Below are 25,343 nucleotides of genomic sequence, written 5' to 3'. Positions count from 1 at the left end.
CTCGGTGACGCGTCCAGGGGCCGGCATGGCAGCCGACATCGACGAGCAGCCGGCGGGCTACGAACGGCTGCTCACCACCGAGCCCGCCGCCGCGATCGCCCGGGTCGCGGCGGCCGTCGCGCGGCGGCGACCCCGCCACGTGGTCTTCACCGCGCGGGGAACCTCCGACCACGCCGCGCTCTACGCCGCCTACCTCACCGAGATCCGCCTCGGGCTGCCCGCCGGGCTGGCCTCGCCCAGCGCGATCACCGTCTTCGGCGCCCGGCCCGACCTGTCCGACGCGCTCGTCGTCGGCGTCAGCCAGAGCGGCGGCTCACCCGACCTGGCCGAGGTGCTCCGGGTGGCCCGCGCCTCCGGCGCGCTCACCCTCGCGGTCACCAACAACCCCGACTCGCCACTTGTCGAGACCGCCGAACTCAGCGTGGACGTGGCCGCCGGCCACGAACGCGCGGTCGCCGCCACCAAGACCTACACCGCCGAGCTGCTCGCGCTGCTGATGCTGATCGAGGGGGTACGCGCCGGCGACGGGGTGCTGCCCGCCGAGGAACTGGCCGCCCTGGCCCGGCTGCCCGAGCTGGCCGCGCGGACCCTCGCCGACGACACCCCGGCCCGGCTCGCCCCGCGCTACCGCTTCGCCGCCCAACTCGTCACCACCGGCCGGGGCTACGCGTACCCGACCGCCCGGGAGGCGGCGCTGAAGCTGATGGAGACGTCCTACCTGCCGGCGCTCGCCTTCTCCGGCGCCGACCTGCTGCACGGCCCGCTCGCCATGACCGACCCGGACGTGCCGGTGCTCGCCGTGGTCGGCTCCGGCCCCGGCGGCGAGTCGATGCGCGAGGTGCTGCCCCGGCTCGGCGAACGCCGGGCCGACGTGGTGGTGGTCGGCTCCGCCGACGTCGGCACGACCCGGATGGCGGTGCCGGAGGTCGACGAGCGCTACGCGCCGCTGCTCGACATCCTGCCGCTGCAACGGCTCGCGCTGGCCCTGGCGCTGGCCCGGGGCGAGGACCCGGACTCGCCCCGCGGGTTGAAGAAGGTCACCGCGACGATGTGAGCCCGGCGTGGCACGCTGTGGGGCGTGTCCACCCTCCGTGACCTCGCCGAGGAGCACACCACGCTCCGGCCGGCGGACATCGACCACCTGCACCGCATCGCCGGTGACTGGCAGCTGCTGTCCGACCTGTCCTTCGCCGACCTGCTGCTCTGGGTGCCGGTGGACGGCGACGGCACTTTCCTCTGCGTCGCCCAGGTGCGCCCGACCACCGCCCCGACCGCCTACCTCGACGACCAGGTCGGCCGGATCGTCGGCGGCCCCGAGGTGGCGCACCTGGAGGTCGCCCACCGGCAGGGCCGGATCTGGCGGGAGGGTGACCCGGTCTGGTACGGCGACGTGCCCGCCCGGCACGAGGCCATCCCGGTGCGCCTGCGCACCGGCGACGGCGAGAGCGGCCAGGTGATCGCCGTGGTGGGGCGGGACACCAACCTCTCCACCGCGCGTACCCCGAGCCAGCTCGAACTGAACTACCTGACCACCGCCGACGACCTGGCCCAGATGATCGCCGACGGGACGTTCCCGCCGCCGCGGCACCCGGGCGAGACCACCTCGGCGCCCCGGGTCGGCGACGGCCTGGTGCGGCTGGACGCCAACGGCAAGGTCACCTACGCCAGCCCGAACGCGCAGTCCGCGTACCGCCGGCTCGGCTTCGCCTCCCACCTGGTCGGCGAGGACCTGGCCAAACTGCACCGCCGGCTGGCCGGCGACCCCCTCGAAGGCACCGACGCGGGCAACGCGGTCCTCGCCGCGCTGCGCGGTGAGGCCCCGCCCCGGCGGGAGGTCGACGCCCGGGGCGCCACCATGCTCACCCGGGCCCTGCCGCTGATGCCCGCCGGCGTGCCGATCGGCGCGCTGGTGCTGGTCCGCGACATCACCGAGGTACGCCGCCGGGACCGCGCCCTGATCACCAAGGACGCCACCATCCGGGAGATCCACCACCGGGTGAAGAACAACTTGCAGACCGTCGCCGCGCTGCTGCGCCTACAGGCCCGCCGGGTCGCCATGCCGGAGGCCCGGGTCGCGCTGGAGGAGTCGGTACGCCGGGTCGCCTCGATCGCGCTGGTGCACGAGACGCTCTCCATGTCCAGCGACGAGGCGGTGGAGTTCGACGGCATCGTCGACCGGGTGGCCAGCGCCGCGACCGAGGTGGCCGCCACCGAGCTGACCGTCGGCATGCGCCGCACGGGCAGCTTCGGCGTCCTGCCCGCCGAGATCGCCACCTCGCTGGTGATGGTGCTCAACGAGTTGCTGCTCAACGCCGTCGAACACGGTTTCCCCGCGGTCGACGAGGAGAGCGAACCCGCGCCGGCCGACGCGCCCCGACCCGAGGTGGTGGTCTCGGTGCACCGGCACCGCAAGCAACTGCACGTCTCGGTCGCCGACAACGGCCGCGGCCTGCCCGGGCAGTTCGACGCCGAACGCGGCGGCAACCTCGGGCTCCAGATCGTCCGGGCCCTGGTCACCGGCGAGCTGCGCGGCACCATCGAGCTGCGCAACGGCGCGGCCGGCGGCACCGAGGCGGTCCTCGTCGTGCCGCTGGCCCGGGGCACCACCGACCGCTTGTCGGGCTGACCCCCGGCCGGCGGCCGTCCGGTCGAGCCCGGCCGGTCACCGGACGAGCAGCGCCACCGTGAGACCCGGGCGGGGCCAGACCTGGCGGACCGTGAAACCGTCGCGCAGCGCCTCGCCCTTCGCGCCGGGCACCGCCGCCAGGGGGTCGGTCCGGCGGCCGGTGACGACGAGCCAGACCCGGTCCACTCCGGCCAGGCAGCGGGCCGGTTCGCCGCACTCGACGGCCCAGAGGCTCGCGTCCGCCCGCTGGTCACGGACCACAAGCACGTCGCGCGGCAGCCCCGACCCCAGGTGGTACGCGAGACCGAGGTCGGGAAAGAGCCAGCCGTCCCGGGGCGAGTAGACGACCGCGTCGCCCGGCCGCTGCCCGGCGGCGATGATGCCGGCCGCGCCCGCGTAGTCGACCGGCGCGGTGCGGGGCCACTCGTGGGTCCGGCGCAGCGCCGCCTGGTCGGGTAGTCCGAGCAGCCCGGCCAGGGCCACCACGACCAGCGCCGGCCCGAGTCGTACCCGGGCCAGGGCCACGCCGGCCAGCAGGCAGGCGAACGGCACGGTGAAGACCAGGTAGCGGGTCACCCACAGCGGGACCACCGTGCCGGCGGCGAAGAGCAGCAGCACCGGCAGCAGCACCGCCGCTCCCGGCAGTAGCGCCCGCCGGCCGAGCCGGACCACGCCGAGCGCGGCGAGCCCCAGGAGGAACCCGCCCACGACCGCGCTCTGCGCCAGCCCACCGGGCAGCGACGCCAGATCCGGCAGGCGGGCCGGGTCCACCCAGTCGAGCTGCCGGCCGCGCTGGCCCCGGGCGATCACCGCCAGCGGGGTGACGAGTACGACGGCCGGCACCAGCGCCACGAGCCACCGCGCGAGCATCCGCCCGCCGGGCACCCGTCTCCCCGAGCCGTCTTGAGCCCCGCCGGCCACGTGCCCCGGTTCCGCGCGCGGCTCGCCACTCGTGCCGTGCCGTGACACCCATGGCGTTCCACTCGCGGTCGATGTCGCCGGTGAGTGGAACGCTGCGGGTGTCTCGGGGGCGCCGTGACACCCATGGCGTTCCACTCGCGGCCGATGTCCGGGGTGGGTGGAATGCTGTGGGTGTCTGCGGCCGGGCGAGGTCGCGTCGGGTGGGTCCGGTCGGGAGCTGGCGGGTGGGGTGAGGCCGGCGGCGGGTGGGGTGAGGCCGGCGGCGGGTGGGTCGAGGCCGGCGGCGGCCGGGCCGCGCACGGCGGTCAGCAGCACCGCCACGGCGTGCGCGGTGAGCAGGGTAAGCGCGATCAGGTGGAGCAGCACGAGGGCGGCGACCGCGAGCGCGTACCCGGTCCAGCGCCACCGGGACGGCCGGCGCAGGGCCTCGACCAGTAGCAGCGTGGCGACCACGGCGAGCAGCGTCGCGAGCGCGTACGGGCGGGCCTCCTGGCCGTACCGCGAAGTGGTCGGCAGCACCACGAACAGCAGCCCGGCCAGCAGGCCGGCCCGGTCACCGGCAAGGCGCGCGCCGAGCCGGGCGGTCAGCGCGGCGGCGGACGCCATGGCCAGCGCGGAGGGCAGCCGCAGCGCGGTGGGTGAAGTGCCGGCCAGCGCGGTCCACCCGTGCATGAGCAGGTAGTACGGCCCGGTGGCGGCGTCGATGGTGCGGGTCAGCCGGACCAGGTCCGGCAGCGGGCGGGTCGCGGCGCTCCAGGTCGCCAGCTCGTCCCGCCACGGCTGTGCGTGCCCAATCCCGGCCAGCGTGACCACCAGCGCCAATAGGCCGGGGACCGCCCACACCGCCCGGCCCCGGACCCGAGGCGGCGCAGGCTCGGTAGGCGCGCTCACACCCCGCAGCCTCACACGCCACCCCCACCCTCCCACCCCCCTCCACGAATCTTCCCCATCCCCGCTCTCGCTCTCGCCCCGACGACGGGGGTTGATCAAGGAGTTCGCGTCGGCGGTGGCGCTCTCGATGACGCAAACTCCTTGATCACGGCCGTGGCAGCCGCGGCGAGAGTGAGAATGGGACAGGTCACAAAAGGTGGACGCGCGTGGATGGGCGTCGATCTGGGTGGGGCCCGTGATGTGGGATCACAGCGCCGGTCGGTGGCCGGAGACCACGTGGTGTGGCAGCATGAGGCACATGACCGCCGCTGTCGTCCGCCGCTTCGTGGCCCGTCGCCACGTCGACTACGGCCGCGTGCGCAGCGCGATCTGTCCGGCCCACTGACGACGCCCGACCCATCTGTCTCGGGCGCGTATCCGCGCCGGCCGTCATCGACACCGCCGTCCACGGCCCGTGAAGGGCCGGCCGTCGCGTCCGCGCTCCCAGGCACCGCAGCAGACAACGGAGGACGCCGCGATGGCGGTCAGCAGCACCCCGACCCACTCGGACCACCCGGCTCCCGCCGCCCGGGCGCCCCGCCGGCCGCGTGGCGAAGGCCAGTGGGCGCTCGGGCACCGCGAGCCGCTCAACCCCAACGAGCGGATCAAGAAGGACGACGACCCGCTGAACGTGCGGGACCGGATCGAGAACATCTACGCCCACCGGGGCTTCGCCTCGATCGACCCGCAGGACCTGCGCGGCCGGTTCCGCTGGTGGGGCCTCTACACCCAGCGCAAGGCCGGCATCGACGGCGGGCGCACCGCCGTGCTGGAGCCGCACGAGCTGGAGGACGAGTTCTTCATGCTCCGGGTGCGGGTGGACGGCGGCCAGCTCAGCTTGGCGCAGCTCCGGGTGATCGCGGAGATCTCCCGGGAGTTCGCCCGGGACACCGCCGACATCACCGACCGGCAGAACATCCAATACCACTGGATCCGGGTCGAGGACATGCCGGAGATCTGGCGCCGGCTGGAGGCGGTCGGCCTGCAGACCACCGAGGCGTGCGGCGACTGCCCCCGGATCGTGCTCGGCAGCCCGGTGGCCGGGGTGGCCCGGGACGAACTGCTCGACCCCACGCCCGCGATCGACGAGATCGTCCGCCGGTACGTCGGCGACAAGCAGTTCTCCAACCTGCCCCGCAAGTTCAAGACCTCGATCTCGTGGCTGGTCGACACGCCGTACGAGGCGAACGACATCTCGTTCCTCGGCGTGGACCACCCGGAGCACGGGCCGGGCTTCGACGTGTGGGTCGGCGGCGGCCTCTCCACCAACCCGATGCTGGCCAAGCGGCTCGGCGTCTGGGTGCCGCTGCACGAGGTGCCGGACGTGTGGGCGGGGGTGGTCGGCATCTTCCGCGACTACGGCTACCGCCGCCTGCGCAACCGGGCCCGGCTGAAGTTCCTGGTGGCCGACTGGGGCGTGGAGCGCTTCCGCGAGGTGCTGGAGAAGGACTACCTGGGTCGGGCCCTGCTCGACGGTCCGGCCGCGGAGCTGCCGGCGAAGCCGGTCGACCACATCGGCGTGCACCCGCAGCGCGACGGCGCCAGCTACGTGGGCGCGGCCCCGGTGGTGGGCCGGGTCTCCGGCACCCAGCTCGCCGCGCTCGCCGACGTGGTCGAGGCGCACGGCAGCGACCGGGTGCGGCTCACCCCGTACCAGAAGCTGCTGGTGCTGGACGTGGCGCCGGAGCGGACCGAGGAGCTGGTGACCGCGCTGCGCGGGATCGGCCTGGAGGCCCGGCCGTCGGCCTGGCGGCGCGGCACCATGGCCTGCACCGGCATCGAGTTCTGCAAGCTGGCCATCGTCGAGACGAAGCGGCGCGGCGAGGAGCTGGTGGCCCGGCTGGAGGAGCGGCTGCGCGACTTCGACGCGGACATCTCCATCCACCTCAACGGCTGCCCGAACGCCTGCGCCCGCACCCAGGTCGCGGACATCGGGCTCAAGGGCCAGCTCGTGGTCGGCCCGGACGGCCGGCAGGTCGAGGGGTTCCAGGTGCACCTCGGCGGCGGCCTCGGCATGGCCGCCGGGCAGACCGCCGGCTTCGGCCGCAAGCTGCGCGGTCTGAAGACCACCTCCGACGAACTTCCGGAGTACGTGGAGCGGCTGGCCCGGCGCTACCTGGCCGGCCGGACCGACGGCGAGCGCTTCGCCAACTGGGTGATCAGGGTCGACGAGGAGGAGCTTCGATGAGTGACGCTCGGTCTGCGCCTCTCTACTGCCCCTACTGCGGCGAGGAGGACCTGCGACCGCACGAGGCCGGGCACGGCGCCTGGGAGTGCCACGCCTGCGCGCGCGTCTTCGCGGTGAGGTTCACCGGCCTGTTGAGCCGGGCGGTGAACCGGTGACCGGCCTGCTCTCCGCCGCCGGTCTGGGCCTGGTCGGCGCCGGCGCGACCGCCGAGGCGGACCCGGCCCGGCGCAGCCCGGAGGAGTTGCGCGCGCTGGCCGAGGAGGCCGGGCGGGAGCTGGCGGGCGCGCCCGCGCTGGAGATCGCCCGCTGGGCGGCGCAGACGTTCGGCGACCGGTTCTGCGTGACCAGCTCGATGGCCGACGGCGTGGTGGCGCACCTGGTCTCCCGGGTCGCCCCCGGCGTGGACGTGGTGTTCCTGGACACCGGCCTGCACTTCCCGGAGACGCTGCGGGTCCGGGACGAGGTGGCCCGGCGGATGCCGGTGCGGGTCCGCTCGATCCGCCCCCGGATGACCGTGGGCCAGCAGGACGGCCAGTACGGCCCCCGCCTGTTCAACCGCTCCCCGGACGACTGCTGCCAACTGCGCAAGGTGGAGCCGTTGGAGCGGGCGCTCGCCGGGTACGACGCCTGGGCCGCCGGGCTGCGCCGGGACGAGTCGCCGACCCGGGCCAACACGCCTGTGGTCGGGTTCGACCCGCGCCGCGGCAAGGTGAAGGTGAACCCGATCGCGGCCTGGACGCAGCGCGAGGTGGACGCGTACGTGGCCCGCTACGACATCCCGGTCAACGAGCTGTTCGCCAAGGGCTACGGCTCGATCGGCTGCTGGCCGTGCACCCGCCGCACGAAGGCGGGGGAGGACCCGCGTGCGGGGCGGTGGGCGATGTTCGAGAAGACCGAGTGCGGGCTGCACACCTGACGGGTGCGCCACCGGTGGTGCTGGTGGCGCACGGCAGTCGTGACCCGCGCGCGGCGGACGCGACCCGGGCGCTGGCGCGGGCGGTGGCGGTCGCCTGGCCGGGCCGACCGGTGCTGCCGAGCTGGCTCGACCACACCGATCCCGGGCCGGGCGAGGTGCTGCGGCGGCTCGCGGGCGAGGGGCACTCCCGGGTGGTGCTGGTGCCGTTGCTGTTGACCGCCGCGTACCACCGGAAGGTGGACATCCCGGCGGCGGTGGCGGCGGCCGGCGCGCACCTCGACGTGCGGGTGACCGACGTGCTCGGGCCGACCGGCGGCGTGGTCGACGGCCGGTTGCTGGCCGCGCTGCGGCGCCGGCTGGCCGAGGCGGCCGGCGCGGACGCGGACGCGGTGGTGCTGGCCGCGGCCGGCACCCGCGACCCCGGCGCGCGTGCCTCGGTGGGCCGGGTCGCCGCAGCGCTCGGCGCCGAGTTGGGCGTGCGCTGCCGGGTCTCGTACGCCTCGGCGGCGCCCCCGGAGGTCGGCGGCGCGGTGGCGCGGCTGCGTGCGGCGGGCGCCCGCCGGGTCGCGGTGGCGGCCTACTTCCTGGCCCCGGGCCGGTTCCACGACGGGGTACGCGCGGCGGCCCGCGCGGCCGGGGCGGTGGCGGTCGCCGACCCGCTCGACGATCTGCCGGAGCTGGCCGACCTGGTGCGGCGTCGGGTGACGGCGGCTGCGGGCTGACCGGCCCGGACCGCAGAACGCCCCGGCCGGGAACCCGGCCGGGGCGTTCGCGTGTGATGTGGGTCAGGCGGAGTGAGCGCGCAGCACCCGGAGACCGCCGCGGCGCTTCACCGCGCGGCGTTCCTCCTCGCTCATCCCGCCCCAGACGCCGGCGTCCTGACCGGACTCCAGCGCCCACTGCAGGCACTGGTCGGTCACGGGGCAGCGCCGGCAGACGGCCTTCGCCTGCTCCACCTGCAGGAGGGCCGGACCGGACGTCCCGATCGGGAAGAACAGCTCCGGGTCCTCGTCGCGGCAGACCGAATCGTGGCGCCAGTCCATGGCGGCAACACTCCTCATTCTTAGTGGATGGCCAGATAACGCTTTGTTGCTATTCCTATATGCGTCCGCATTGCCGATCGGTGACGGTCAGCATCCGTCAATTCGGCGCTGCGTGAGCAGGCTGCGGGCCCCGGGACCTGCTGGAACAGCTCAACCGGACGAGCATATCCAGGCAATGTCCCGGTAACACGAGTTCGCTTGTGAATACTTTCACGAACTACAGCGATGTCAAGGGTGACGCTCGGAAAACTCCGAACAGTGAGCGGGCTCACCACCCATTTGTCCCGGTTTACGAGGGCTCTCGTTACCCGGCGTGCCACAGTCGAGGATCAATATAGTACGGTCTGCGTGACGTTGCTGACATTTCCGGCACCCTTCCTCGGCGTGGCGGCCACCTCACCCCTGCGCGGTGGGGGGCCCGCGTCAACCGACGGGGATACCCGAGACCTAGCAGATTACTCTCAGTGCGGCCGGCACGGAGGTGAATCTGACTTTTTCCCGTTCGCCGAGATAGTCGCCGTCGAGCTGGAACGGCAGCGGGCGCGTCGTGACCAGCGTGAACTCCGCCAGGTCGTGCAACCGGAGCACCTGCTTGCCATGTGGATCGGGCTGCCGGGAGAAGAACTGGGTCACCGTCCGTGCGGTGCTGGCCACCCTGAGCTGACGGATGGCGAGCACGTCGAGCCCGAGATCGAACGACGCCTCCGGATTCGGGTTGATCTCGCGGTCGCCGAGATAGGTCCACGGCGCGGTGTTCTGGATGATGGCGGTCGCCAACTCCGTCGCCGGCGCCTCACCCGGGCGCTCCAACGTGATCGACGGGTGCCGGCGGTCCGAGCCGACGAAGTACTGGCTCGCCGTCGAGCGGAAGTAGAGCGCCGGGGTGGACACGCGCCCCCGCTTGCGGGACTGCTCCACCCGGCGGATGACCGCCGCGTCGAGGCCGAAGCCCGCGCAGAACGTGAAGTAGCGGTCGTCCGCGCGGCCCAGCCCGATCGTGCGGGACCGACCCAGCCGCAACCCCTCCAGGATCATGCTGGTGCCGTCCGGCCACTCCCGGGGCAGGCCGAGGGCGCGGGCGAAGACGTTCGTCGAGCCGCCCGGCACGGTGGCCAGCGCCGGCAGCCGCTCGGCCGAGGTCGGCCCGGTGCGGAACGTCGGCGGCTCCGCCGCCATCAACCCGTTGACCACCTCGTTGACCGTGCCGTCGCCGCCGAGCGTGACCACCAGGTCGACGCCCTCCTGGGCGGCCTCCCGGGCCAGATCCATCGCGTGGCCCCGTCGGCGGGTGTAGCGCACCGACAGGTCGACCTCGCTGCGCAGAGCCCGGACCAGCACGTCCCGGCTGCGCTCGCTGGTGGTGGTGGCCTTCGGATTGACTACCAGGACGGCCCGCATGGGCGGCACATTACCGCGCCTACCCACCGGTATCGTGACGGCCGTGACGATCGACTCCGACCCGGTGCCCGGCCCGCTCCGCGCGGCGGTGCTCCTGCTGCGCGCCGAGGCGGTGGCGCTCGGGCTGGTCGCGGTGTGGCTGATCTGGTCCGACCTCACCGCCCGCACCACCGACCTGACCTCGGCGCTGCTGGTGACCGCGTTCGCGGTCGCCGGGGCGGTCGCGCTCTGGGCGCTCGGCGGCGCGCTGTCCCGGCGGCGGGCGGGCGCCCGCGCGCCGGCCATCGTGCTTCAGCTCATGCTGCTGCCGATCGGGTGGTACATGATCCAGGGCGGGATGGCCTGGCTCGGGCTGCCGCTGATGGCGCTCGGGCTCGGCGTCGCCGGGCTGCTGGTCAGCGGCCCGACCAACCGGGCGCTCGGCTTCGGCGACCCGGCCGGTCACTAGCCACCGGCTCTCCCGCCGGACGGGTCAGAAGACGCTGGAACGGCGGGTCAGCAGCGAGATGGTGGCCCGGCCGTCGGCCGCCCGGGCGCCCGCCGAGGTGGTCAGCGCGGTGAGCACCTTCCAGGCGAAGGACGACTCGGACGGCAGCGTCGCCCCCCGCACCGTCGGCACGGTCACCTCGACGGTGAGCGCGTCCTCGGTGACCGCGAAGCGGCACTCCAACTCGGCGTCGCGGGTGGCGATGGCGAGCAGCATGGCGCACGCCTCGTCGACCGCGATGCGCAGATCCTCGATCTCGTCGAGGGCGAACTGGAGCCGGGCCGCGAGCCCGGCCGTGGCGGTGCGGAGCACGCCGAGGTAACCACCGTCGGCGGGCACGGTGAGGTGCACGACGTCGTCATCCGTCGTCGGCTGCCCGGTCAGTTGAGTCACGCCTCATCCCCCCGGTGCGGGACTCTACCCGGTCAGGCGGCCGGGTGGGTGGGTGCGGGCGTCGCCCGCGCGGCGAGGTCGCGCAACGCGGCCCCGGCCAGCCGGTACGGCGTCCACTCGTCCATCGCCCTGGCGCCGATCGCGGCGTAGAACCGGGCCGCCGGATTCCAATTGATCATCCACCACTCGAGCCGCTGGTAGCCGCGCTCGACGCAGATCGCGGCCAGGGCGGCCAACAGCAGCCGGCCGACGCCGGTGCCCCGGGCGTCCGGCCGGACGTAGAGGTCCTCCAGGTAGATGCCGTGCACGCCGGCCCAGGTGGAGAAGTTGAGGAACCAGAGCGCGAAGCCCACCGGCTCGTCCGAGGCGTCCACCGCGACGTGCCCGAACAACGCCGGGGCGCTGCCGAACAGCGCCGCGTGGAGTTGCTCCGCGGTGAGGTGGCACTGCTCCGGCGCGCGTTCGTAGTCGGCGAGTTCGTGCACCATGGCGACGACGGCCGGCACGTCCTCGGGACGTACCGGCCGGATCGTCGGTGCCGTGGCCGGCGTGGTCACGCCTGCTTGGTCTCCCAGAAGATCTTGGAGATCTCGTCGATCTTGGAGAGCAGCTCGTCGGCCTTCGCCGGGTCGGTGCCGCCCTTGGCGCCGGCCGCCCCGGCCAGCTTGGTGGCCTCGTTGAAGAGCTGGTGCAGGTGCGGGTACTTCTCGAAGTGCTGCGGCTTGAAGTAGTCGGTCCAGAGCACCCACAGGTGGTGCTTGACCAGCTCGGCCCGCTGCTCCTTGATCAGGATGGCGCGGGTGCGGAACTCCGGGTCGGTGTTCGCCTGGTACTTCTCGCAGATCATTTTGACCGACTCGGCCTCGATCCGGGCCTGAGCCGGATCGTAGACGCCGCAGGGCAGGTCACAGTGGGCGCTGGCGGTCGTACGGGGCATGAGGATGCGAGGAAGGCGCATCAGGGTCCTCCACGGGATGTTTGCGATGATCCAAGACGACACTACTCCTGGAGATGCTTTCCAGCGGGCGGGAGGTGAAACCCGTGCTGCCCGTCCTGATAACCGGTCCCTCCATGTCGCCGACGCTGCGCCACGGCGACGCGGTGCTGGTCCGCACCGGTGGCCGCCCGATCCGCCCCGGCGACGTGGTGATCGCGGTCTTCCGCAGCCGGCCCGACCTGCTCGTGGTCAAACGCGCGGTCGAGCCGCGCGACGGCGGCTGGTGGCTGCGCGGCGACAACGACCTGGTCACCGACGACTCCCGGGCGTACGGGGTGGCCGACGTGCGCGGCCGGGTGGTGGCCCGCTGGTGGCCGCGCCCCGGCCGGATCAGGGGCGGACAGGGGTAGTCATGGATATGACCCCGCTCACATCCTGGGAGCCGGTGCGTGACTATGCTCGGAAAGTGCCCGGGTGACCCCCCGCACCGCCGCCCCGCCGGTCGCTGACCTCCGCTGACCGCGCCGGCCGGTCCGTCTGCTCGACAGATCCTGGAGTCACCATGTCTGCGTCCACCCCGGACCCCGCCGATCCCGTCTTCCGACTGCACGTCGGCGGCAAAATGGCCGTCGCCTCCACCGTGCCGCTGACCAGCCGGGAGGACCTCTCCCTCGCGTACACCCCGGGGGTGGCCCGGGTCTGCGAGGCGATCGCCGCCGACCCCGACCTCGCCGACACCTACACCTGGGTGTCGCACACCGTCGCCGTGGTCACCGACGGCTCCGCCGTGCTCGGCCTCGGCAACATCGGCCCGCGTGCCGCGCTGCCCGTGATGGAGGGCAAGGCGGTGCTGTTCAAGCAGTTCGCCGGCGTGGACGCGGTGCCGGTCTGCCTGGACACCCAGGACGTCGACGAGATCGTCGCCACGGTCCGGGCGCTCGCGCCCTCGTTCGGCGGCATCAACCTGGAGGACATCAGCGCCCCGCGCTGCTTCGAGGTGGAACGCCGGCTGGACGAGGCGCTGGACATCCCCGTCTTCCACGATGACCAGCACGGCACCGCGATCGTGGTGCTGGCCGCGCTGCGCAACGCGGCGGCGCTGCTCAACCGCAAGCTCGGCGACCTGCGGGTGGCGGTCAGCGGCGCCGGCGCGGCCGGGGTGGCGGTCACCAAGATGCTGATCGCCGGCGGCGTCGACCCGGCCCGGGTGGTGGTCTGCGACTCCCGCGGCATCATCGGCCGGCACCGCGAACTCACCGGCACCAAGGCCGAACTCGCCGACCTCACCAACGCCGACGGCCGCCAGGGTGACGTCACCGAGGCGCTGCGCGACGCGGACGTGCTGGTCGGCGTCTCCGGCGGCCAGATCCCCGAGGCGGCGGTGGCCGGCATGGCCCCCGGCGGCATCGTCTTCGCGCTGGCCAACCCCACCCCGGAGGTGCACCCCGAGGTGGCCGCCCGGCACGTCGCGGTGGTCGCCACCGGGCGCAGCGACTATCCCAACCAGATCAACAACGTGCTCGCCTTCCCGGGCGTGTTCCGCGGCGCGCTGGACGCCGGCGCCACCCGGATCACCGAGGCGATGAAGGTGGCCGCCGCCGACGCCATCGCCGGCGTGGTGGCCGAGTCGCTCACCGCGGACGCGATCGTGCCGTCCCCGCTCGACCCGCGCGTCGCCCCGGCCGTCGCCGAAGCGGTCGCCGAAGCCGCCCGCCGCGACGGCGTCGCCCGCCGCTGAGGTGTAAGGAGGGGCCCCTTCTTAACGCCTGCGGTAGAGGCGGGGCCCCTTCTTAACGGCCGCTCAGCTTGTTACCGTGCGGATCATGCGTGCCGCCTATGCCTCGGCCTTCGACGCCGACAACCCGCTCGCCGCGCTCACCGTCGGCGACCGTCCCGAGCCGACCCACCCGCAGGACGACTGGGTGACCGTGCGGGTGCGGGCCAGCTCGCTCAACCACCACGACCTCTGGTCGCTGCGCGGCGTCGGCCTGACCGCCGACCAACTCCCGATGATCCTGGGCTGCGACGCGGTCGGCACCGACCCGGACGGCAACGAGATGGTCATCTACCCGGTGGTGCCCACCCCGGGCGACCCGCGCGGGGTCTCCATCCTCTCCGAGCGCTTCCCGGGCACGTTCGCCGAGCTGGTCGCCGTACCCCGGATGAACCTGCTGCCGCTGCCCGACGGCCTGTCGGCGACCGACGCGGCGTGCCTGCCCACGGCCTGGCTGACCGCGTGGCGGATGCTCACCACCCGGGGCCGGGTCGCCGACGGCGAGTCGGTGCTGGTCCAGGGCGCCGGGGGCGGCGTGGCCACCGCGGCGGTCGCGCTCGGCGTCGCGCTCGGCAAGCGGGTGTACGCGACCAGCCGCGACGCCGCCAAGCGGGAGCGGATCGCCGAGCTGGGCGCTACCGCGCTGGAGCCCGGCGCCCGGCTGCCGGAACGGGTCGACGTGGTGATCGAGACGGTCGGTGCCGCCACGTTCGAGCACTCGCTGAAGTCGGCCGCCCCGATGGCCCGGATCGTGGTCTCCGGCGCCACCGCCGGGCACGAGCCCACCGTCAACCTGCGCCGCGTCTTCGCCATGCAGCTGGAGATCCTCGGCACCTCCATGGGCACCCCGGGCGAGCTGGCCGAGCTGCTCGCGTTCTGCGCCGAGCGCGGGGTCCGCCCGGTGGTGGACCGGGTGGTGCCGTTCGGGGAGATCGAGGAGGCGTTCGCCCGGCTGCACTCCGGCGAGGTCTTCGGCAAGGTGGTCGTCGACCACACCGCGTGAGCCAGTCGGCATGGTGAGAAAGGGCCCCTTCTCTACCGCAGGCGTTAACAGGGGGCCCCTCCTTACAACCGGTCGTCGAGGGTGGCGAGGTTGTCGCGAGATGCGTCCGTAGGGAGGCGCTTCTTCGCGGCGGGGTCGCCGTAGAGCGTCCAGCGGAGGAACTCGACTGTGGTGTCGGCGACCACCCGCAGCGCCTTCCCGTCGCCGAGCAACGCCCGGCCGTGGTCGCCCTTCGGGAGGCTGAGCATCGCCTTCGGCCACGGCACCGCGTCGAACACGGCCCGGCCGGCGGCGTAGGACACCACCTCGTCCGCCTCGCCGTGCACGAACAGCTGCGGCGCGGCGGCGCCGGCGAACGCGGTGCCCACGCCGAGCGCCGTGCCGGCGAACACGATCCCGGCGTCCAGCCGCTCGTCCCGGCCGGTGGTGAACAGCCCGATGGTGGTCACGCCCCCGGCGCTGTGCCCGGTCGCGGCCACCCGCTCCGGATCCAACCGGCCGCGCAGCGGGTCGCCGGCGGTCTCGCCGAGCGCGAGCACCCGGGTCAACACGTACGACACGTCGGCCGGCTGGTTGAGCACGTCCAACGGGTTGCCGTCGCCACCCCGTCCGGTGTGCGGGAAGCGCGGCGCGGCGACCACGAACCCGGCCGCCGCCCAGCGGGTCAGCAGCGCCTGATAGTCCTCCGGCCGGGCGTCCAGGCCGTGGCTGAACAGCACCACCGGGAACCGTCCGGCGGCCACCGGCGCGGACCGCTCGGCCGTGCCGCCGGCCGCGCCCGTCGCCGGGTACCAGAGCGTTACCGGCAGCGGGCGGTCGCCGTCGCGGTTCAGCTTCACCTGGCGTACGCCGACCGCGAAGCTCTTCGTGGGCGCCGTGCCGGCAGCGACCCGGGGGGCGGGCGTGGTGGCCCGCGGTGGGGCGTCGGCGGCGGGCCGCCCGGCCGGGGCGGCCGGCTCCGAGCAGCCGGCCGCCGCGGAGCCGACCAGTGCGGCGCTGACCAGGGCGACGAAACGACGGCGCATGAACCCGATTGTGCCTCGCGCCGTTAAGGCGGGGCCCCCTCTTAACGCCTGTGGTAGAGAAGGGGCCCCTTCTCACACGCGGTGCGAGCGGTGGGGCGCTCAGCTCGGCGTGCGGCGGGCGACCGAGGCCCGCAGGCGGGTCAGGTCGGTGGCGTCCTTGGCGCGGCGGGGACGCTCCGGCATCCAGACCGGGAACATCTCCTTGAACTCGATCTGCGCGGTGACACTGATCACCGGGGCGGTGAACGAGCCGACCCGGCCGGGCGGCGCGTCCAGCATCCCGTGCGGCAGGGGTGTGCCCGCCCACGGCCCGGCGCCGACCACCACGCGTCCGGTCGCGTCCCGATCGAGGTAGGCGAAGCTCATCTCCACGTCGCCGCGAAACAGGTCGAGCTGCTTGGCGGCCGGCATCCGCGGGTCGGGGCGCCAACCCTGGCTGCCGAGCCGGGCCGCCAGCCGGTCGGCGTCACGCCGCCAGCAGTACCAGTCGACGTCGACGTGCGGGCGGCTCACCGCGCCGAGGTGGAAGTCCATCGCCCAGCCGCCGCGCAGCCAGACCTCGATCCCGGCCGCCCCGGCCAGGTCGACGACGTCTCGAATCGCACCCAGTTGCCGCTGCGCCAGCTCGTCCACCGCGCAACGCTACCGCCGATCGTAAGGAGGGGCCCCCGCTTAACGCCTGCGGTAGAGCAGGGGCCCCCGCTTAACACTCCGAGCGGCGGGCGGCGGGCGGCGGGTGGCGGGTGGCGGGTGGCGGGCGGCGGGTGCGGTTCAGGCGGGGAAGGAGCGGGTGGTGAAGGTGGTGACACCGGGCGTGGTGGCGTCGGCGGGGAGGCGACGCAGTGCTGCCCGGTCGGCGTAGAGCGCCCAGCGGAGGAAGTCGGTGGTGGTGGCGAGCACCGGGGCGAATCCGGGGCGGCCCGGGTTGAGGTACTCGCCGTGGCCCTGCCGGAGCAGGCTGAGGAAGGCGGCCGGCCCGAGGCACCGGGCGTACGCGGCCCGGCCGATCGAGTGCGGGACGATCCGGTCGGCGGTGCCGTGCACGAACAGCACCGGCGCGAGCGGTCGGACCGGGCCGACCGCCGGCCGGCCACCGGCGAGCACGATGGCCGCCCGCAGCGGGACCGGTGGTGCGGACGCGAACATGCCGAGGGTGGTGTGGCCGCCGGCCGAGTGCCCGGTGGCGGCGAGCCGGTCCATGGCCAGGTGCGCGCCGAGCGGATCACCGGCGCGGGTGCTCAGGCGGACGAGGTGGCGGACCAGCCGCCAGGCGTCGGCCGGCTGGTTGCGGACGTCGTCGCGGGAGAAGTTCCGGGCCCGCCGGTTGGTACGCGGATAGGTGGGCGCGACCACCACCAGGCCGGCCGCCGCCCAGCGGGTGGTCAGTGCGGCGTGCAGCGCGGGCAGGCTGCGCAGTCCGTGGCTGTGCACGACCACCGGGAACCGCCCGGTGGCCACCGGCGCTCCGGGCCACACCCGCGGCCCGGTCCGCGTAGCGGGGCTCGGCGTGACGGCCGGTCGGCGACCCGGCCCGGACCGGTCCGGGGAGGGTGCCGTGGCCGAGGGGCCGTCGGCGATCGGGCCAGGGGAGGGTGCCGCGTCCGAGGGGCCGTCGGCGATCGGGCCGGGGGAGGTCGTGCGGTCCACCGGATACCAGACGGTGACCGGCAGGGGCCGGGGGCCGTCCGGGTCGACGGTGAATTCCCGCACGCCCACCGCGTAGGGGCGCTCCGGCGCGGCCCGTTCCGCGGCCGGGGCCGGGTCGGAGGCGGCGACGGCCGGCCCACACCCGGCCAGCAGCACCGTCATCAGCGCGGCCACCAGCCGCTGCCCCGTCACCCCGGCACGACGGGCAGCCGACCGGGCCGCCCGCGCCCGCCGTCCGGGCCGGCTGCTCCCACCACCCGGCCGGGCGGAACCTCCACCGGCCGGCCGAGTCTGCCCGAGCCGGTCGCCCGGCGGCGGGGGCACCGGCCCGGCGGGGCACGCGGGTCCGGCCGGCTTCGCTAGGGTCACGCGCATGACTGAGAACTACACCGACCCGAGCGGCAACACAGCGCAGTTCCGTGCCTTCGTCGACGCGCCCGAGCCGGCCACGGCGGCGTCGTCCGCCCCGTCCCGACTGCCGCTGATCATCGGCGTCGCCGTGGCCGCCGTGGTGGTCGTCGTGCTGGCCGCCTGGCTCGCCCTGGGCTGAGCCCGCCCGCGCGACGCCGACCGGCAGTCAGGCGAGCACCTCGCGGGTCTCCCGGGCGATCTCCCGCTCCTCGTCGGTGCCGATCACCAGCACCGCGACCTCCGCGCCCTCCGGGGAGACGACCCGGTCCCCCGCGCCGTCGTTGCGGGTCGGGTCGACGGCGATGCCGAGCCGGTCCAGGCCGGCCAGCGACGCCGACCGGACCGCCGCGGCGTGCTCGCCGACCCCGGCGGTGAAGGCGATCGTGTCGACCCGCCCGAGCAGCGCGTAGTACGCGCCCACGTAGCCGGTGATCCGGCGGCAGTAGACGTCGAACGCCAGCGCCGCCGCCGGGTCACCGGTGTCCCGGCGGGCCAGCACCTCCCGCATGTCGTTGGCTCCGGTGAGCCCGAGCAGGCCGCTGCGGTGGTTGAGCAGGTCGTCGATCTCGTCCACACCCATCCCGCCCGCGCGGCGCAGGTGGAAGATGATCGTCGGGTCGAGGTCGCCGCTGCGGGTGCCCATCACCAGGCCCTCCAGCGGGGACATGCCCATCGAGGTGGCGACGCTCCGGCCGCCGGCCACCGCGCAGGCGCTCGCCCCGTTGCCCAGGTGCAGCGTGATGCTGTTCAGCTCGGCGTACGGCCGGCCCAGCAGTTCGGCGGCCCGCCGCGAGACGTACGAGTGCGAGGTGCCGTGAAAGCCGTACCTGCGGACGTCGTAACGCTCGGCGGTGGCCCGGTCGATGGCGTAGGTGGCGGCGGCGTCGGGCAGCGTGTGGTGGAACGCGGTGTCGAAGACCGCCACCTGCGGGGTTTCCGGCAGCGCCTCCCGGGCCACCCGGATGCCGGCGAGGTTGGCCGGATTGTGCAGCGGGGCGAGCGGCACGAGGTCCTCGATCGCGCTGACCACCGCGTCGTCGATCAGCACCGGGGCGCTGAACCGTCGCCCGCCGTGCACCACCCGGTGCCCGACGCCGGCCAGCCCGGTGCGGTCGAGCCGGTCGATGATCTCCCGGACCGCGCTCTCGTGGTCGGCCGGCCCGCCGCCCGGCTCGCCGACGCGCTCCACGGTGCCCTTGTCGAGGACGTCGTCGCCGTCGTAGAGCCGGTACTTGACCGACGAGGATCCGCTGTTGAGGACCAGGATGCGGCTCATCGGGGCGCCTCCGCGGCGGCCTGGATGGCGGTGATCGCCACCGTGTTGACGATGTCCGGCACGGTCGCGCCCCTCGACAGGTCGTTGACCGGCCGACGCAGGCCCTGCATGACCGGGCCGACCGCGACCGCGCCGGCGGAACGCTGCACCGCCTTGTAGGTGTTGTTGCCGGTGTTCAGATCCGGGAAGATGAACACGGTGGCCCGACCCGCCACCGGGCTGTCCGGCAGCTTGGTGGTCGCGACCTGCGGGTCGATCGCCGCGTCGTACTGGATCGGGCCTTCGACCAGCAGCTCCGGCCGGCGTTCCCGGACCAGCTTGGTTGCCGCCGCGACCTTCTCCACGTCCGCGCCGGCGCCGGAGCTGCCGGTCGAGTAGGACAGCATCGCCACCCGGGGCTCGATGCCGAACCGGGCCGCGGTGTCGGCCGACGAGATGGCGATGTCGGCGAGCTGGGCGGCGTCCGGGTCCGGGTTGACCGCGCAGTCGCCGTAGACCAGCACCCGATCGGCGAGCAGCATGAAGAAGACGCTCGACGCGACCGAGACACCGGGCACGGTACGGATGATCTCGAAGGCGGGGCGGATGGTGGCGGCCGTGGTGTGGGTGGCCCCGGAGACCATCCCGTCGGCGCGTCCGGCCTGCACCATCATGGTGCCGAAGTAGTTGGGCTGCGCCACCACGTCGTACGCCAGCTCCGGCGTCACGCCCCGGTGCGCGCGCAGCTTCGCGTACGCCTCGGCGAACTCGTCCCGCCACTCGCTGGCCGCCGGGTCGACCACCTGCGCGTCGCCGACGTCGACGCCCAGCTCGCGGGTCCGCCGGGCGATCTCGTCCGGCCGGCCGAGCAGGGTCAACTCGGCGACGCCCCGGCGCAGCAGCACCTCCGCCGCGCGCAGGATCCGCTCCTCGGTGCCCTCGGGCAGCACCAGCCGGCGACGGTGGGCCCGGGCCCGGTCGATCAGGTCGTTCTCGAACATCAGCGGGGTGACCCGCGCGGAGCGGGTGACCCGTAGCCGGCGGGCCAGGTCGTCGGTGTCGACGCATCGCTCGAACGCGCCCAGCGCGGCCTCCACCTTGCGCGGGTTGGCGGTGCTCGGCCGCCCTTCGATCCGGCTGGACGCCTCGACCGTGTCGTAGCTGTCGCTGGTCACCGACAGCACGGCCAGCCCGGTGTTCATCCGCTCGACCAGCCGCATCGCCCGCGGGTCGGGCTGTTCGCCGAGCGTGAGCACCAGCCCGGCCAGCGAGACCTGCCCGGCCACGTGCGCGGCGCCGGCGGCCACCAGCAGGTCGGCCCGGTCACCGGGGGTGATCACCAGCGCCCCGTCGGTGAGGTGGTCCAGCAGGATCGGCACGTGCGCGGCGCCGACCACGTAGTCGAGCACGTCGCGGTCGAGCGCGGCCTGGTCGCCGGCGAGCCGGGTGGCGCCGAGCGCCGCCGCGACCTCGGCCACCGTCGGTGCCGACACGGTCGGCACCTCCGGGATCGCGTACGCGGGGACCGGCAGCTCGGGCGGCGCCGTCGGCTCGGGCACCCGGTTGGCGACCACCGCGACCACCGTCGCGCCCAGGTCGGCCAGATCGTGGTACGCGCCACGTATCGCCGCCACGATCGCCTGGGGTGGCTGCCCGAACCCGTCCACCACGGGCACCACGACGCTGCCGAACTCGGTCGCGAGGCGGGCGTTGAAGGCCAGCTCGCGGGGGCCGGCGCCGTCGCCGTCGGCGAAGTCGCTGCCCACCACCACGACGGCGGGGCAGCGTCGCTCCACCTCCCGGTAGCGGGCCACGATCCGCGAGATCAGCTCCTCCCGCCGGCCGTTCGCGACCAGCTCGGTGGCTTCGGCGTACGTCGCGCCGTGCAGCTCGTCGACCGGCAGCTCGACCCGGTAGCGCCCGGTGAGCAGGGCCAGGATCGGGTCGGTGCCGTCGCCGGCGACCAGGGGCCGGAACGCGGCGATCCGGCCGACCTGCCGGGACAGCAGCTCGGCCAGCCCGAGTGCCAGTGTCGACTTCCCCCCGCCCGACCCCACGCTGGTCAGGTACACGCTGCGCGCCACGCCCTCACGCTACAAGATCGCCCATACCGCCGCCCGGGTCCTTGGGCCCGGGCCCTCTCTCGTGCCGATCTTGCGGTCGCGGCCCTCGCGCGCCGGAACTGCGACCCGTATCGGGCGGTGGCGAGGTTGGGCGTCGAGGTCTACTCGTCGTCCGGGTCGTCGAGGCGGGCCAGCCAGGTGGCGAACCGCTCGACCGGGGTCTCGAACTCCGGGTTCAGGTCGACGAAGTCGCGCAGGCGCTCGCCCAGCCACTCCAGGCTGACCTGCTCGTCGCCCCGGCGCTCGACGAGTTCCTCGATGCCACGGTCGGTGAAGTACACGGTCGTCCTCTCGTCGGACGGCAGCGGCCCGTCCCGGCGCCGGGACGGGCCGCTGCCGGCGGTGTCACGGGCGGGGGAGAGCCGCCTCGATCAGCGCGTTCTGCTCGACCTCGTGCATCTTCGCCGAGCCGACCGCCGGGGCGGCGGCGGCCGGGCGGGAGATGCGGCGCAGTCGCACCTCGGGCAGGTGCTCCAGCAGGTTGAGCGCGACGAACGACCAGGCGCCCTGGTTGGCCGGCTCCTCCTGGACCCAGGCGAAGTCCTCGGCGTTCGGGTACTGCGCCAGCGCGGCGCGGACCTCGTCCACCGGCAGCGGGTAGAGCTGCTCCATCCGGAGGATCACGGTGTCGGTGACGCCCCGCTCCTGCCGGGCCTGGAACAGGTCGTAGTAGACCTTGCCCGAGCAGAGCAGCACCCGCTTCACCTGCTCCGGCGCCGGGGCGCCGGTGTCGGCCAGCACGGGCTGGAAGGTGCCCGTGGTGAAGTCCTCCACCGACGACACGCAGAGCTTGTGTCGCAGCAGCGACTTCGGCGTGAACACCACCAGCGGCTTGCGCTTGGGCGACAGCGCCTGGCGGCGCAGCAGGTGGAAGTAGTTCGCCGGGGTGGTCGGGATGGCCACCCGCATGTTGTCCTCGGCACACTGCTGGAGGAACCGCTCCGGGCGGCCGGAGGTGTGGTCCGGCCCCTGGCCCTCGTGGCCGTGCGGCAGCAGCAGGGTGACCGCCGAGCGCTGGCCCCACTTCACCTCGCCGGAGGAGATGAACTCGTCGATCACCGACTGGGCGCCGTTGACGAAGTCACCGAACTGGGCCTCCCAGGCCACCAGCGCGTTGACGTTCTCCACCGAGTAGCCGTACTCGAAGCCCATGGCGGCGTACTCGGAGAGCAGCGAGTCGTGGACGAAGAAGCGGGACCGCTCGCCGTCGGCGGTGAACGTCTTCAGCGGCAGGTAGTCGTCGCCGGTGCGGGCGTCGACGACCGAGGCGTGCCGTTGGACGAACGTGCCGCGCCGCGAGTCCTGCCCGGCGAGCCGGACGGTGACCCCGTCGTGCAGCAGCGCGCCGAACGCGATGATCTCGCCGAAGCCCCAGTCGATGTTGCCCTCGACGGACATCTTCCGGCGCCGCTCCAGCAGCTGCTGGATGCGCTTGTGCGGGGTGAAGCCCTCGGGCAGGTTGACGTGCGCCTCGCCGATCGCCTTGACCACCGAGGCGTCGGTGGCGGTGTCGACCTGCGGCTCCGGCTCGTCCGCCCGCTTCGGGCGGCCGAGCTGGCGCGGTGTGGTGGCCGCGTCGCGGGTCGCCTTGAAGACGCGTTCGAGCTGGGCCTGGTAGTCGCGCAGCAACTCCTCGGCGTCCTCCACGGTGATGTCACCGCGCCCGATCAGCTCCTCGGTGTAGAGCTTGCGGACCGACCGCTTCGAGTCAATGATCTTGTACATCTGGGGGTTGGACATGGACGGGTCGTCGCCCTCGTTGTGCCCGCGCCGGCGGTAGCAGACCAGGTCGATCACGACGTCCTTGTTGAACGCCTGACGGTATTCGAACGCGAGCCGCGCCACCCGGACCACGGCCTCCGGGTCGTCGCCGTTCACGTGGAAGATCGGGGCCTGGATCATCCGGGCCACGTCGGTGCTGTAGAGGCTGGACCGGCTGTATTCCGGGGCGGTGGTGAAACCGACCTGGTTGTTGACCACCACGTGCACGGTGCCGCCGGTGCGGTAGCCGCGCAGCTGGGACAGGTTGAGCGTCTCGGCGACCACGCCCTGCCCGGCGAAGGCGGCGTCACCGTGCACCGCCAGCGGCAGCACGGTGTAGCCCTCCAGCTTGAGGTCGATCCGGTCCTGCTTGGCCCGGACGATGCCCTCCAGCACCGGGTCGACTGCCTCCAGGTGCGACGGGTTCGCCACCACCGACACCTTGACCGCGTGCTCGCCGTCCGGCGTGGTGAACTTGCCATTCTGGCCGAGGTGGTATTTCACGTCGCCGGAGCCCTGGGTGGACCGCGGGTCGAGGTGCCCCTCGAACTCGGAGAAGATCTTCTCGTACGGCTTGCCGACGATGTTGGCCAGCACGTTGAGCCGGCCGCGGTGGGCCATGCCGATGACGACCTCGTCCAGCCCGGCCTCGGCGGAGGACTCCAGCACCTCGCCGAGCAGCGGGATCAGCGACTCGCCGCCCTCCAGCGAGAAACGCTTCTGGCCCACATATTTGGTCTGCAGGAACGTCTCGAACGCCTCGGCGGCGTTGAGGCGGTTGAGCACGTGCTTCTGCTCGTCGGTGTCGGGCTTCTCGTACTTGCGCTCCACCCGCTCCTGGATCCAGCGCCGCTCCTCCGGGTCCTGGATGTGCATGTACTCGATGCCGACCCGCCGGCAGTAGGAGTCGCGCAGCACACCGAGGATCGACCGCAGCTTCATCCGCTGCTGACCGGCGAAGCCGTTGACCGGGAAGACCCGGTCCAGGTCCCACAGGGTCAGCCCGTGCTGGAGCACGTCCAGGTCGGGGTGCTTGCGGATCTTGAACTCGAGCGGGTCGGTGTCGGCCATCAGGTGACCGCGCACCCGGTAGGCGTGGATCAGCTCGTGCACCCGCGCGGTCTTGTTGATCTGGCCTTCGCTGTCGACGGCCACGTCACGCATCCAGCGCACCGGCTCGTACGGGATGCGCAGCGAGGTGAAGATCTCGTCGTAGAAACCGCGCTCGCCGAGCATCAGCTCGTGCATCACCTTGAGGAACTCGCCGGACTGGGCGCCCTGGATGATCCGGTGGTCGTAGGTGCTGGTCAGCGTGATCACCTTGCTGACCGCGTTCTCGGCCAGGGTGGCCTCGCTCATGCCCTGGTAGGGGGCCGGGTATTCCATCGCCCCGACGCCGATGATGGCGCTCTGCCCCTGCATCAGGCGCGGGATCGAGTGCACCGTGCCGATGCCGCCCGGGTTGGTCAGCGAGATGGTGGTGCCGGAGTAGTCCTCCATGGTCAGCTCGTTGCGGCGGGCGCGCCGGACCACGTCCTCGTACGCCTGCCAGAACTGCCGGAAGTCCATCTGCTCGCAGGCCTTGATGGACGGCACGACCAGGTTGCGGGAGCCGTCCGGCTTGGTCAGGTCGATGGCGATGCCCAGGTTGACGTGCTCGGGGCGGAGCATCGCCGGCTTGCCGTCGACCTCGGCGAAGGAGTTGTTCATCTCCGGGTGCTCGATCAGCGCCCGGACCATCGCGTAGCCGATCAGGTGGGTGAAGCTGACCTTGCCGCCCCGGCCCCGGGCCAGGTGGTTGTTGATCACGATGCGGTTGTCGACCAGCAGCTTCGCCGGGACCGCGCGCACGCTGGTGGCGGTCGGCACGGCGAGTGAGGCGTCCATGTTCTGAACGATCTTGGCGGCCACGCCGCGTAGCGGGGTGGTGCCGGCGGCGCTCGCGGCCGGCGCCTTCGCGGCCGGTTTGGCCGGGGCGGCCTTCTTCGCCGGGGCCGGCTCGGCCGTCTTCGCCGCCGGCCTGGCGGCGGGCTTCTCGGCCGGCTTGGCCGGCGCGGCCTTGGCGGGGGCCGGCTTCTCGGTGGCGGTGGCCACCGCCTCCTGCTGCTCGGCGGGCTCCGGCCGGGCGGCCGGCGGGGCCGCCTGCTCCGGACGCGGGGTCGCGGCGCCGGGCGCCGGCCGGTAGTCGGCGAAGAAGTCGTGCCAGGCCGAGTCGACGCTCGATGGGTCGGCGAGGTAGCGCTGGTACATCTCCTCGACGATCCACTCGTTCGGGCCGAAACCCGCCAGTGGGTTCTCCTGCGATGTCTGCTGGGTCGACACGGCCGCTAATCGCCTCTTTCACGCGGTTGTGAATGTCACGCGGTGGGTCCCGCGCCCGGTTCGCCTGGGCACAGGAGACGGATCCCAGGCTACGCCGTGCGATTGCCACAGGCATTCTCGCCTCCGGCTGGTGGCCCGTTTCACAGAAGATGCCAGAACTTCGGCAAACGCTGCCTGTCGCGC

24 protein-coding genes are annotated in these 25,343 nt (G+C 73.5%); 11 read left to right on the top strand and 13 right to left on the bottom strand.

Features of this window, described 5'->3' with window-relative positions:
- The first annotated feature begins 25 nt into the window (after nt 1-25).
- Nucleotides 26-1,054, top strand: a complete 1,029-nt coding sequence (locus AB0H28_RS00410; RefSeq protein ID WP_358032117.1) for an SIS domain-containing protein — start codon at nt 26-28, stop codon at nt 1,052-1,054.
- A 24-nt stretch (nt 1,055-1,078) separates the two neighbouring features.
- Nucleotides 1,079-2,626: a histidine kinase N-terminal domain-containing protein gene (locus tag AB0H28_RS00405; RefSeq protein ID WP_358032115.1), complete on the top strand. Its 1,548-nt coding sequence runs from the start codon at nt 1,079-1,081 to the stop codon at nt 2,624-2,626.
- A 36-nt stretch (nt 2,627-2,662) separates the two neighbouring features.
- On the opposite strand, the gene AB0H28_RS00400 is transcribed toward AB0H28_RS00405, so the two are convergent.
- Nucleotides 2,663-4,438, bottom strand: coding sequence for a glycosyltransferase family 39 protein (locus AB0H28_RS00400; protein ID WP_358032111.1), 1,776 nt, complete (start codon nt 4,436-4,438; stop codon nt 2,663-2,665).
- A 517-nt stretch (nt 4,439-4,955) separates the two neighbouring features.
- On the opposite strand from AB0H28_RS00400, the gene AB0H28_RS00395 reads away from it, so the two are divergent.
- The 4 genes from AB0H28_RS00395 to AB0H28_RS00380 are packed head-to-tail and all read left to right on the top strand — an operon-like array spanning nt 4,956 to nt 8,303.
- Nucleotides 4,956-6,665, top strand: a complete 1,710-nt coding sequence (locus AB0H28_RS00395) for a nitrite/sulfite reductase (protein WP_358032108.1) — start codon at nt 4,956-4,958, stop codon at nt 6,663-6,665.
- Entirely contained in the window at nt 6,662-6,820 is a 159-nt protein-coding gene (locus AB0H28_RS00390) for a hypothetical protein (RefSeq protein WP_358032105.1), read from the top strand. The genes AB0H28_RS00395 and AB0H28_RS00390 overlap by 4 nt, the downstream gene beginning before the upstream one ends.
- Nucleotides 6,817-7,581: a phosphoadenylyl-sulfate reductase gene (locus tag AB0H28_RS00385; RefSeq protein WP_358032103.1), complete on the top strand. Its 765-nt coding sequence runs from the start codon at nt 6,817-6,819 to the stop codon at nt 7,579-7,581. The genes AB0H28_RS00390 and AB0H28_RS00385 overlap by 4 nt, the downstream gene beginning before the upstream one ends.
- Entirely contained in the window at nt 7,563-8,303 is a 741-nt protein-coding gene (locus AB0H28_RS00380) for a CbiX/SirB N-terminal domain-containing protein (protein WP_358032100.1), read from the top strand. Before AB0H28_RS00385 ends, AB0H28_RS00380 begins: the two co-directional genes overlap by 19 nt.
- Before the next feature lie 63 nt (nt 8,304-8,366).
- Here AB0H28_RS00380 and AB0H28_RS00375 read toward each other — a convergent pair whose 3' ends face one another.
- Both AB0H28_RS00375 and AB0H28_RS00370 read right to left on the bottom strand, forming a co-directional pair.
- Nucleotides 8,367-8,624 (bottom strand): WhiB family transcriptional regulator, encoded by a 258-nt coding sequence (locus tag AB0H28_RS00375; protein ID WP_013288358.1) that lies wholly within the window; start codon nt 8,622-8,624, stop codon nt 8,367-8,369.
- A gap of 447 nt (nt 8,625-9,071) precedes the next feature.
- The gene (locus AB0H28_RS00370; RefSeq protein WP_358032098.1) at nt 9,072-10,022 is read right to left on the bottom strand and encodes a diacylglycerol kinase family protein; all 951 of its coding nucleotides are present in this window, start codon (nt 10,020-10,022) and stop codon (nt 9,072-9,074) included.
- A 43-nt stretch (nt 10,023-10,065) separates the two neighbouring features.
- On the opposite strand from AB0H28_RS00370, the gene AB0H28_RS00365 reads away from it, so the two are divergent.
- Entirely contained in the window at nt 10,066-10,470 is a 405-nt protein-coding gene (locus AB0H28_RS00365; protein ID WP_358032096.1) for a hypothetical protein, read from the top strand.
- Nucleotides 10,471-10,494: 24 nt separating this feature from the next.
- Here the strand turns inward: AB0H28_RS00365 and AB0H28_RS00360 are convergent, their stop codons facing one another.
- From AB0H28_RS00360 to sodN, 3 genes are read right to left on the bottom strand one after another with little or no spacing between them, the layout of a single operon-like run.
- A complete protein-coding gene (locus AB0H28_RS00360; protein WP_181570114.1) occupies nt 10,495-10,902 on the bottom strand; it encodes an ATP-binding protein in 408 nt (135 codons plus the stop codon).
- A 32-nt stretch (nt 10,903-10,934) separates the two neighbouring features.
- Nucleotides 10,935-11,459, bottom strand: a complete 525-nt coding sequence (locus AB0H28_RS00355; RefSeq protein ID WP_358032093.1) for a GNAT family N-acetyltransferase — start codon at nt 11,457-11,459, stop codon at nt 10,935-10,937.
- Nucleotides 11,456-11,860, bottom strand: coding sequence for a superoxide dismutase, Ni (gene sodN / locus AB0H28_RS00350; protein ID WP_358032091.1), 405 nt, complete (start codon nt 11,858-11,860; stop codon nt 11,456-11,458). Before sodN ends, AB0H28_RS00355 begins: the two co-directional genes overlap by 4 nt.
- Nucleotides 11,861-11,913: 53 nt before the next feature.
- Here sodN and AB0H28_RS00345 point away from each other — a divergent pair, with 53 nt between their 5' ends.
- The 3 genes from AB0H28_RS00345 (at nt 11,914) to AB0H28_RS00335 (ending at nt 14,616) form a co-directional block, all read left to right on the top strand.
- Nucleotides 11,914-12,249 carry a S26 family signal peptidase gene (locus tag AB0H28_RS00345; protein ID WP_358032089.1) on the top strand — a complete coding sequence of 112 codons (336 nt, stop codon included), beginning with the start codon at nt 11,914-11,916 and terminating at the stop codon, nt 12,247-12,249.
- A 152-nt stretch (nt 12,250-12,401) separates the two neighbouring features.
- Nucleotides 12,402-13,577 (top strand): NADP-dependent malic enzyme, encoded by a 1,176-nt coding sequence (locus tag AB0H28_RS00340; protein WP_358032086.1) that lies wholly within the window; start codon nt 12,402-12,404, stop codon nt 13,575-13,577.
- A 76-nt stretch (nt 13,578-13,653) separates the two neighbouring features.
- Complete coding sequence (locus AB0H28_RS00335; protein ID WP_358032083.1) at nt 13,654-14,616, top strand: zinc-binding dehydrogenase; 963 nt, start codon at nt 13,654-13,656, stop codon at nt 14,614-14,616.
- 62 nt (nt 14,617-14,678) lie between these two features.
- Here the strand turns inward: AB0H28_RS00335 and AB0H28_RS00330 are convergent, their stop codons facing one another.
- From AB0H28_RS00330 to AB0H28_RS00320, 3 genes are all read right to left on the bottom strand, one after another.
- Nucleotides 14,679-15,641, bottom strand: coding sequence for a chlorophyllase (locus tag AB0H28_RS00330; RefSeq protein WP_358032081.1), 963 nt, complete (start codon nt 15,639-15,641; stop codon nt 14,679-14,681).
- A gap of 99 nt (nt 15,642-15,740) precedes the next feature.
- A complete protein-coding gene (locus AB0H28_RS00325) occupies nt 15,741-16,274 on the bottom strand; it encodes an aminoglycoside adenylyltransferase (protein ID WP_358032078.1) in 534 nt (177 codons plus the stop codon).
- A gap of 138 nt (nt 16,275-16,412) precedes the next feature.
- A complete protein-coding gene (locus AB0H28_RS00320) occupies nt 16,413-17,480 on the bottom strand; it encodes an alpha/beta hydrolase (protein ID WP_358032075.1) in 1,068 nt (355 codons plus the stop codon).
- A 181-nt stretch (nt 17,481-17,661) separates the two neighbouring features.
- Between AB0H28_RS00320 and AB0H28_RS00315 the strand changes: the two genes are divergently transcribed.
- Nucleotides 17,662-17,838, top strand: coding sequence for a hypothetical protein (locus AB0H28_RS00315; RefSeq protein ID WP_358032072.1), 177 nt, complete (start codon nt 17,662-17,664; stop codon nt 17,836-17,838).
- Nucleotides 17,839-17,865: 27 nt separating this feature from the next.
- Here the strand turns inward: AB0H28_RS00315 and AB0H28_RS00310 are convergent, their stop codons facing one another.
- The 4 genes from AB0H28_RS00310 to AB0H28_RS00295 all read right to left on the bottom strand — a co-directional run bounded on the left by AB0H28_RS00310 (nt 17,866) and on the right by AB0H28_RS00295 (nt 25,160).
- Nucleotides 17,866-18,975, bottom strand: a complete 1,110-nt coding sequence (locus AB0H28_RS00310) for an acetate kinase (protein WP_358032069.1) — start codon at nt 18,973-18,975, stop codon at nt 17,866-17,868.
- A complete protein-coding gene (gene pta, locus AB0H28_RS00305) occupies nt 18,972-21,038 on the bottom strand; it encodes a phosphate acetyltransferase (protein WP_358032066.1) in 2,067 nt (688 codons plus the stop codon). The genes AB0H28_RS00310 and pta overlap by 4 nt, the downstream gene beginning before the upstream one ends.
- 140 nt (nt 21,039-21,178) lie before the next feature.
- Nucleotides 21,179-21,358: a DUF6104 family protein gene (locus AB0H28_RS00300; RefSeq protein ID WP_357106644.1), complete on the bottom strand. Its 180-nt coding sequence runs from the start codon at nt 21,356-21,358 to the stop codon at nt 21,179-21,181.
- A gap of 64 nt (nt 21,359-21,422) precedes the next feature.
- Nucleotides 21,423-25,160 (bottom strand): multifunctional oxoglutarate decarboxylase/oxoglutarate dehydrogenase thiamine pyrophosphate-binding subunit/dihydrolipoyllysine-residue succinyltransferase subunit, encoded by a 3,738-nt coding sequence (locus AB0H28_RS00295; protein WP_358032063.1) that lies wholly within the window; start codon nt 25,158-25,160, stop codon nt 21,423-21,425.
- Between the last annotated feature and the right edge of the window lie 183 nt (nt 25,161-25,343).

The sequence above is a fragment of the Micromonospora sp. NPDC050980 genome (assembly GCF_040653835.1).
In the GTDB taxonomy this organism is placed as follows: Bacteria; Actinomycetota; Actinomycetes; order Mycobacteriales; family Micromonosporaceae; genus Micromonospora.
Note: the sequence above shows the minus strand (reverse complement) of the source record. Positions and strands in the feature narration are given on the sequence as shown.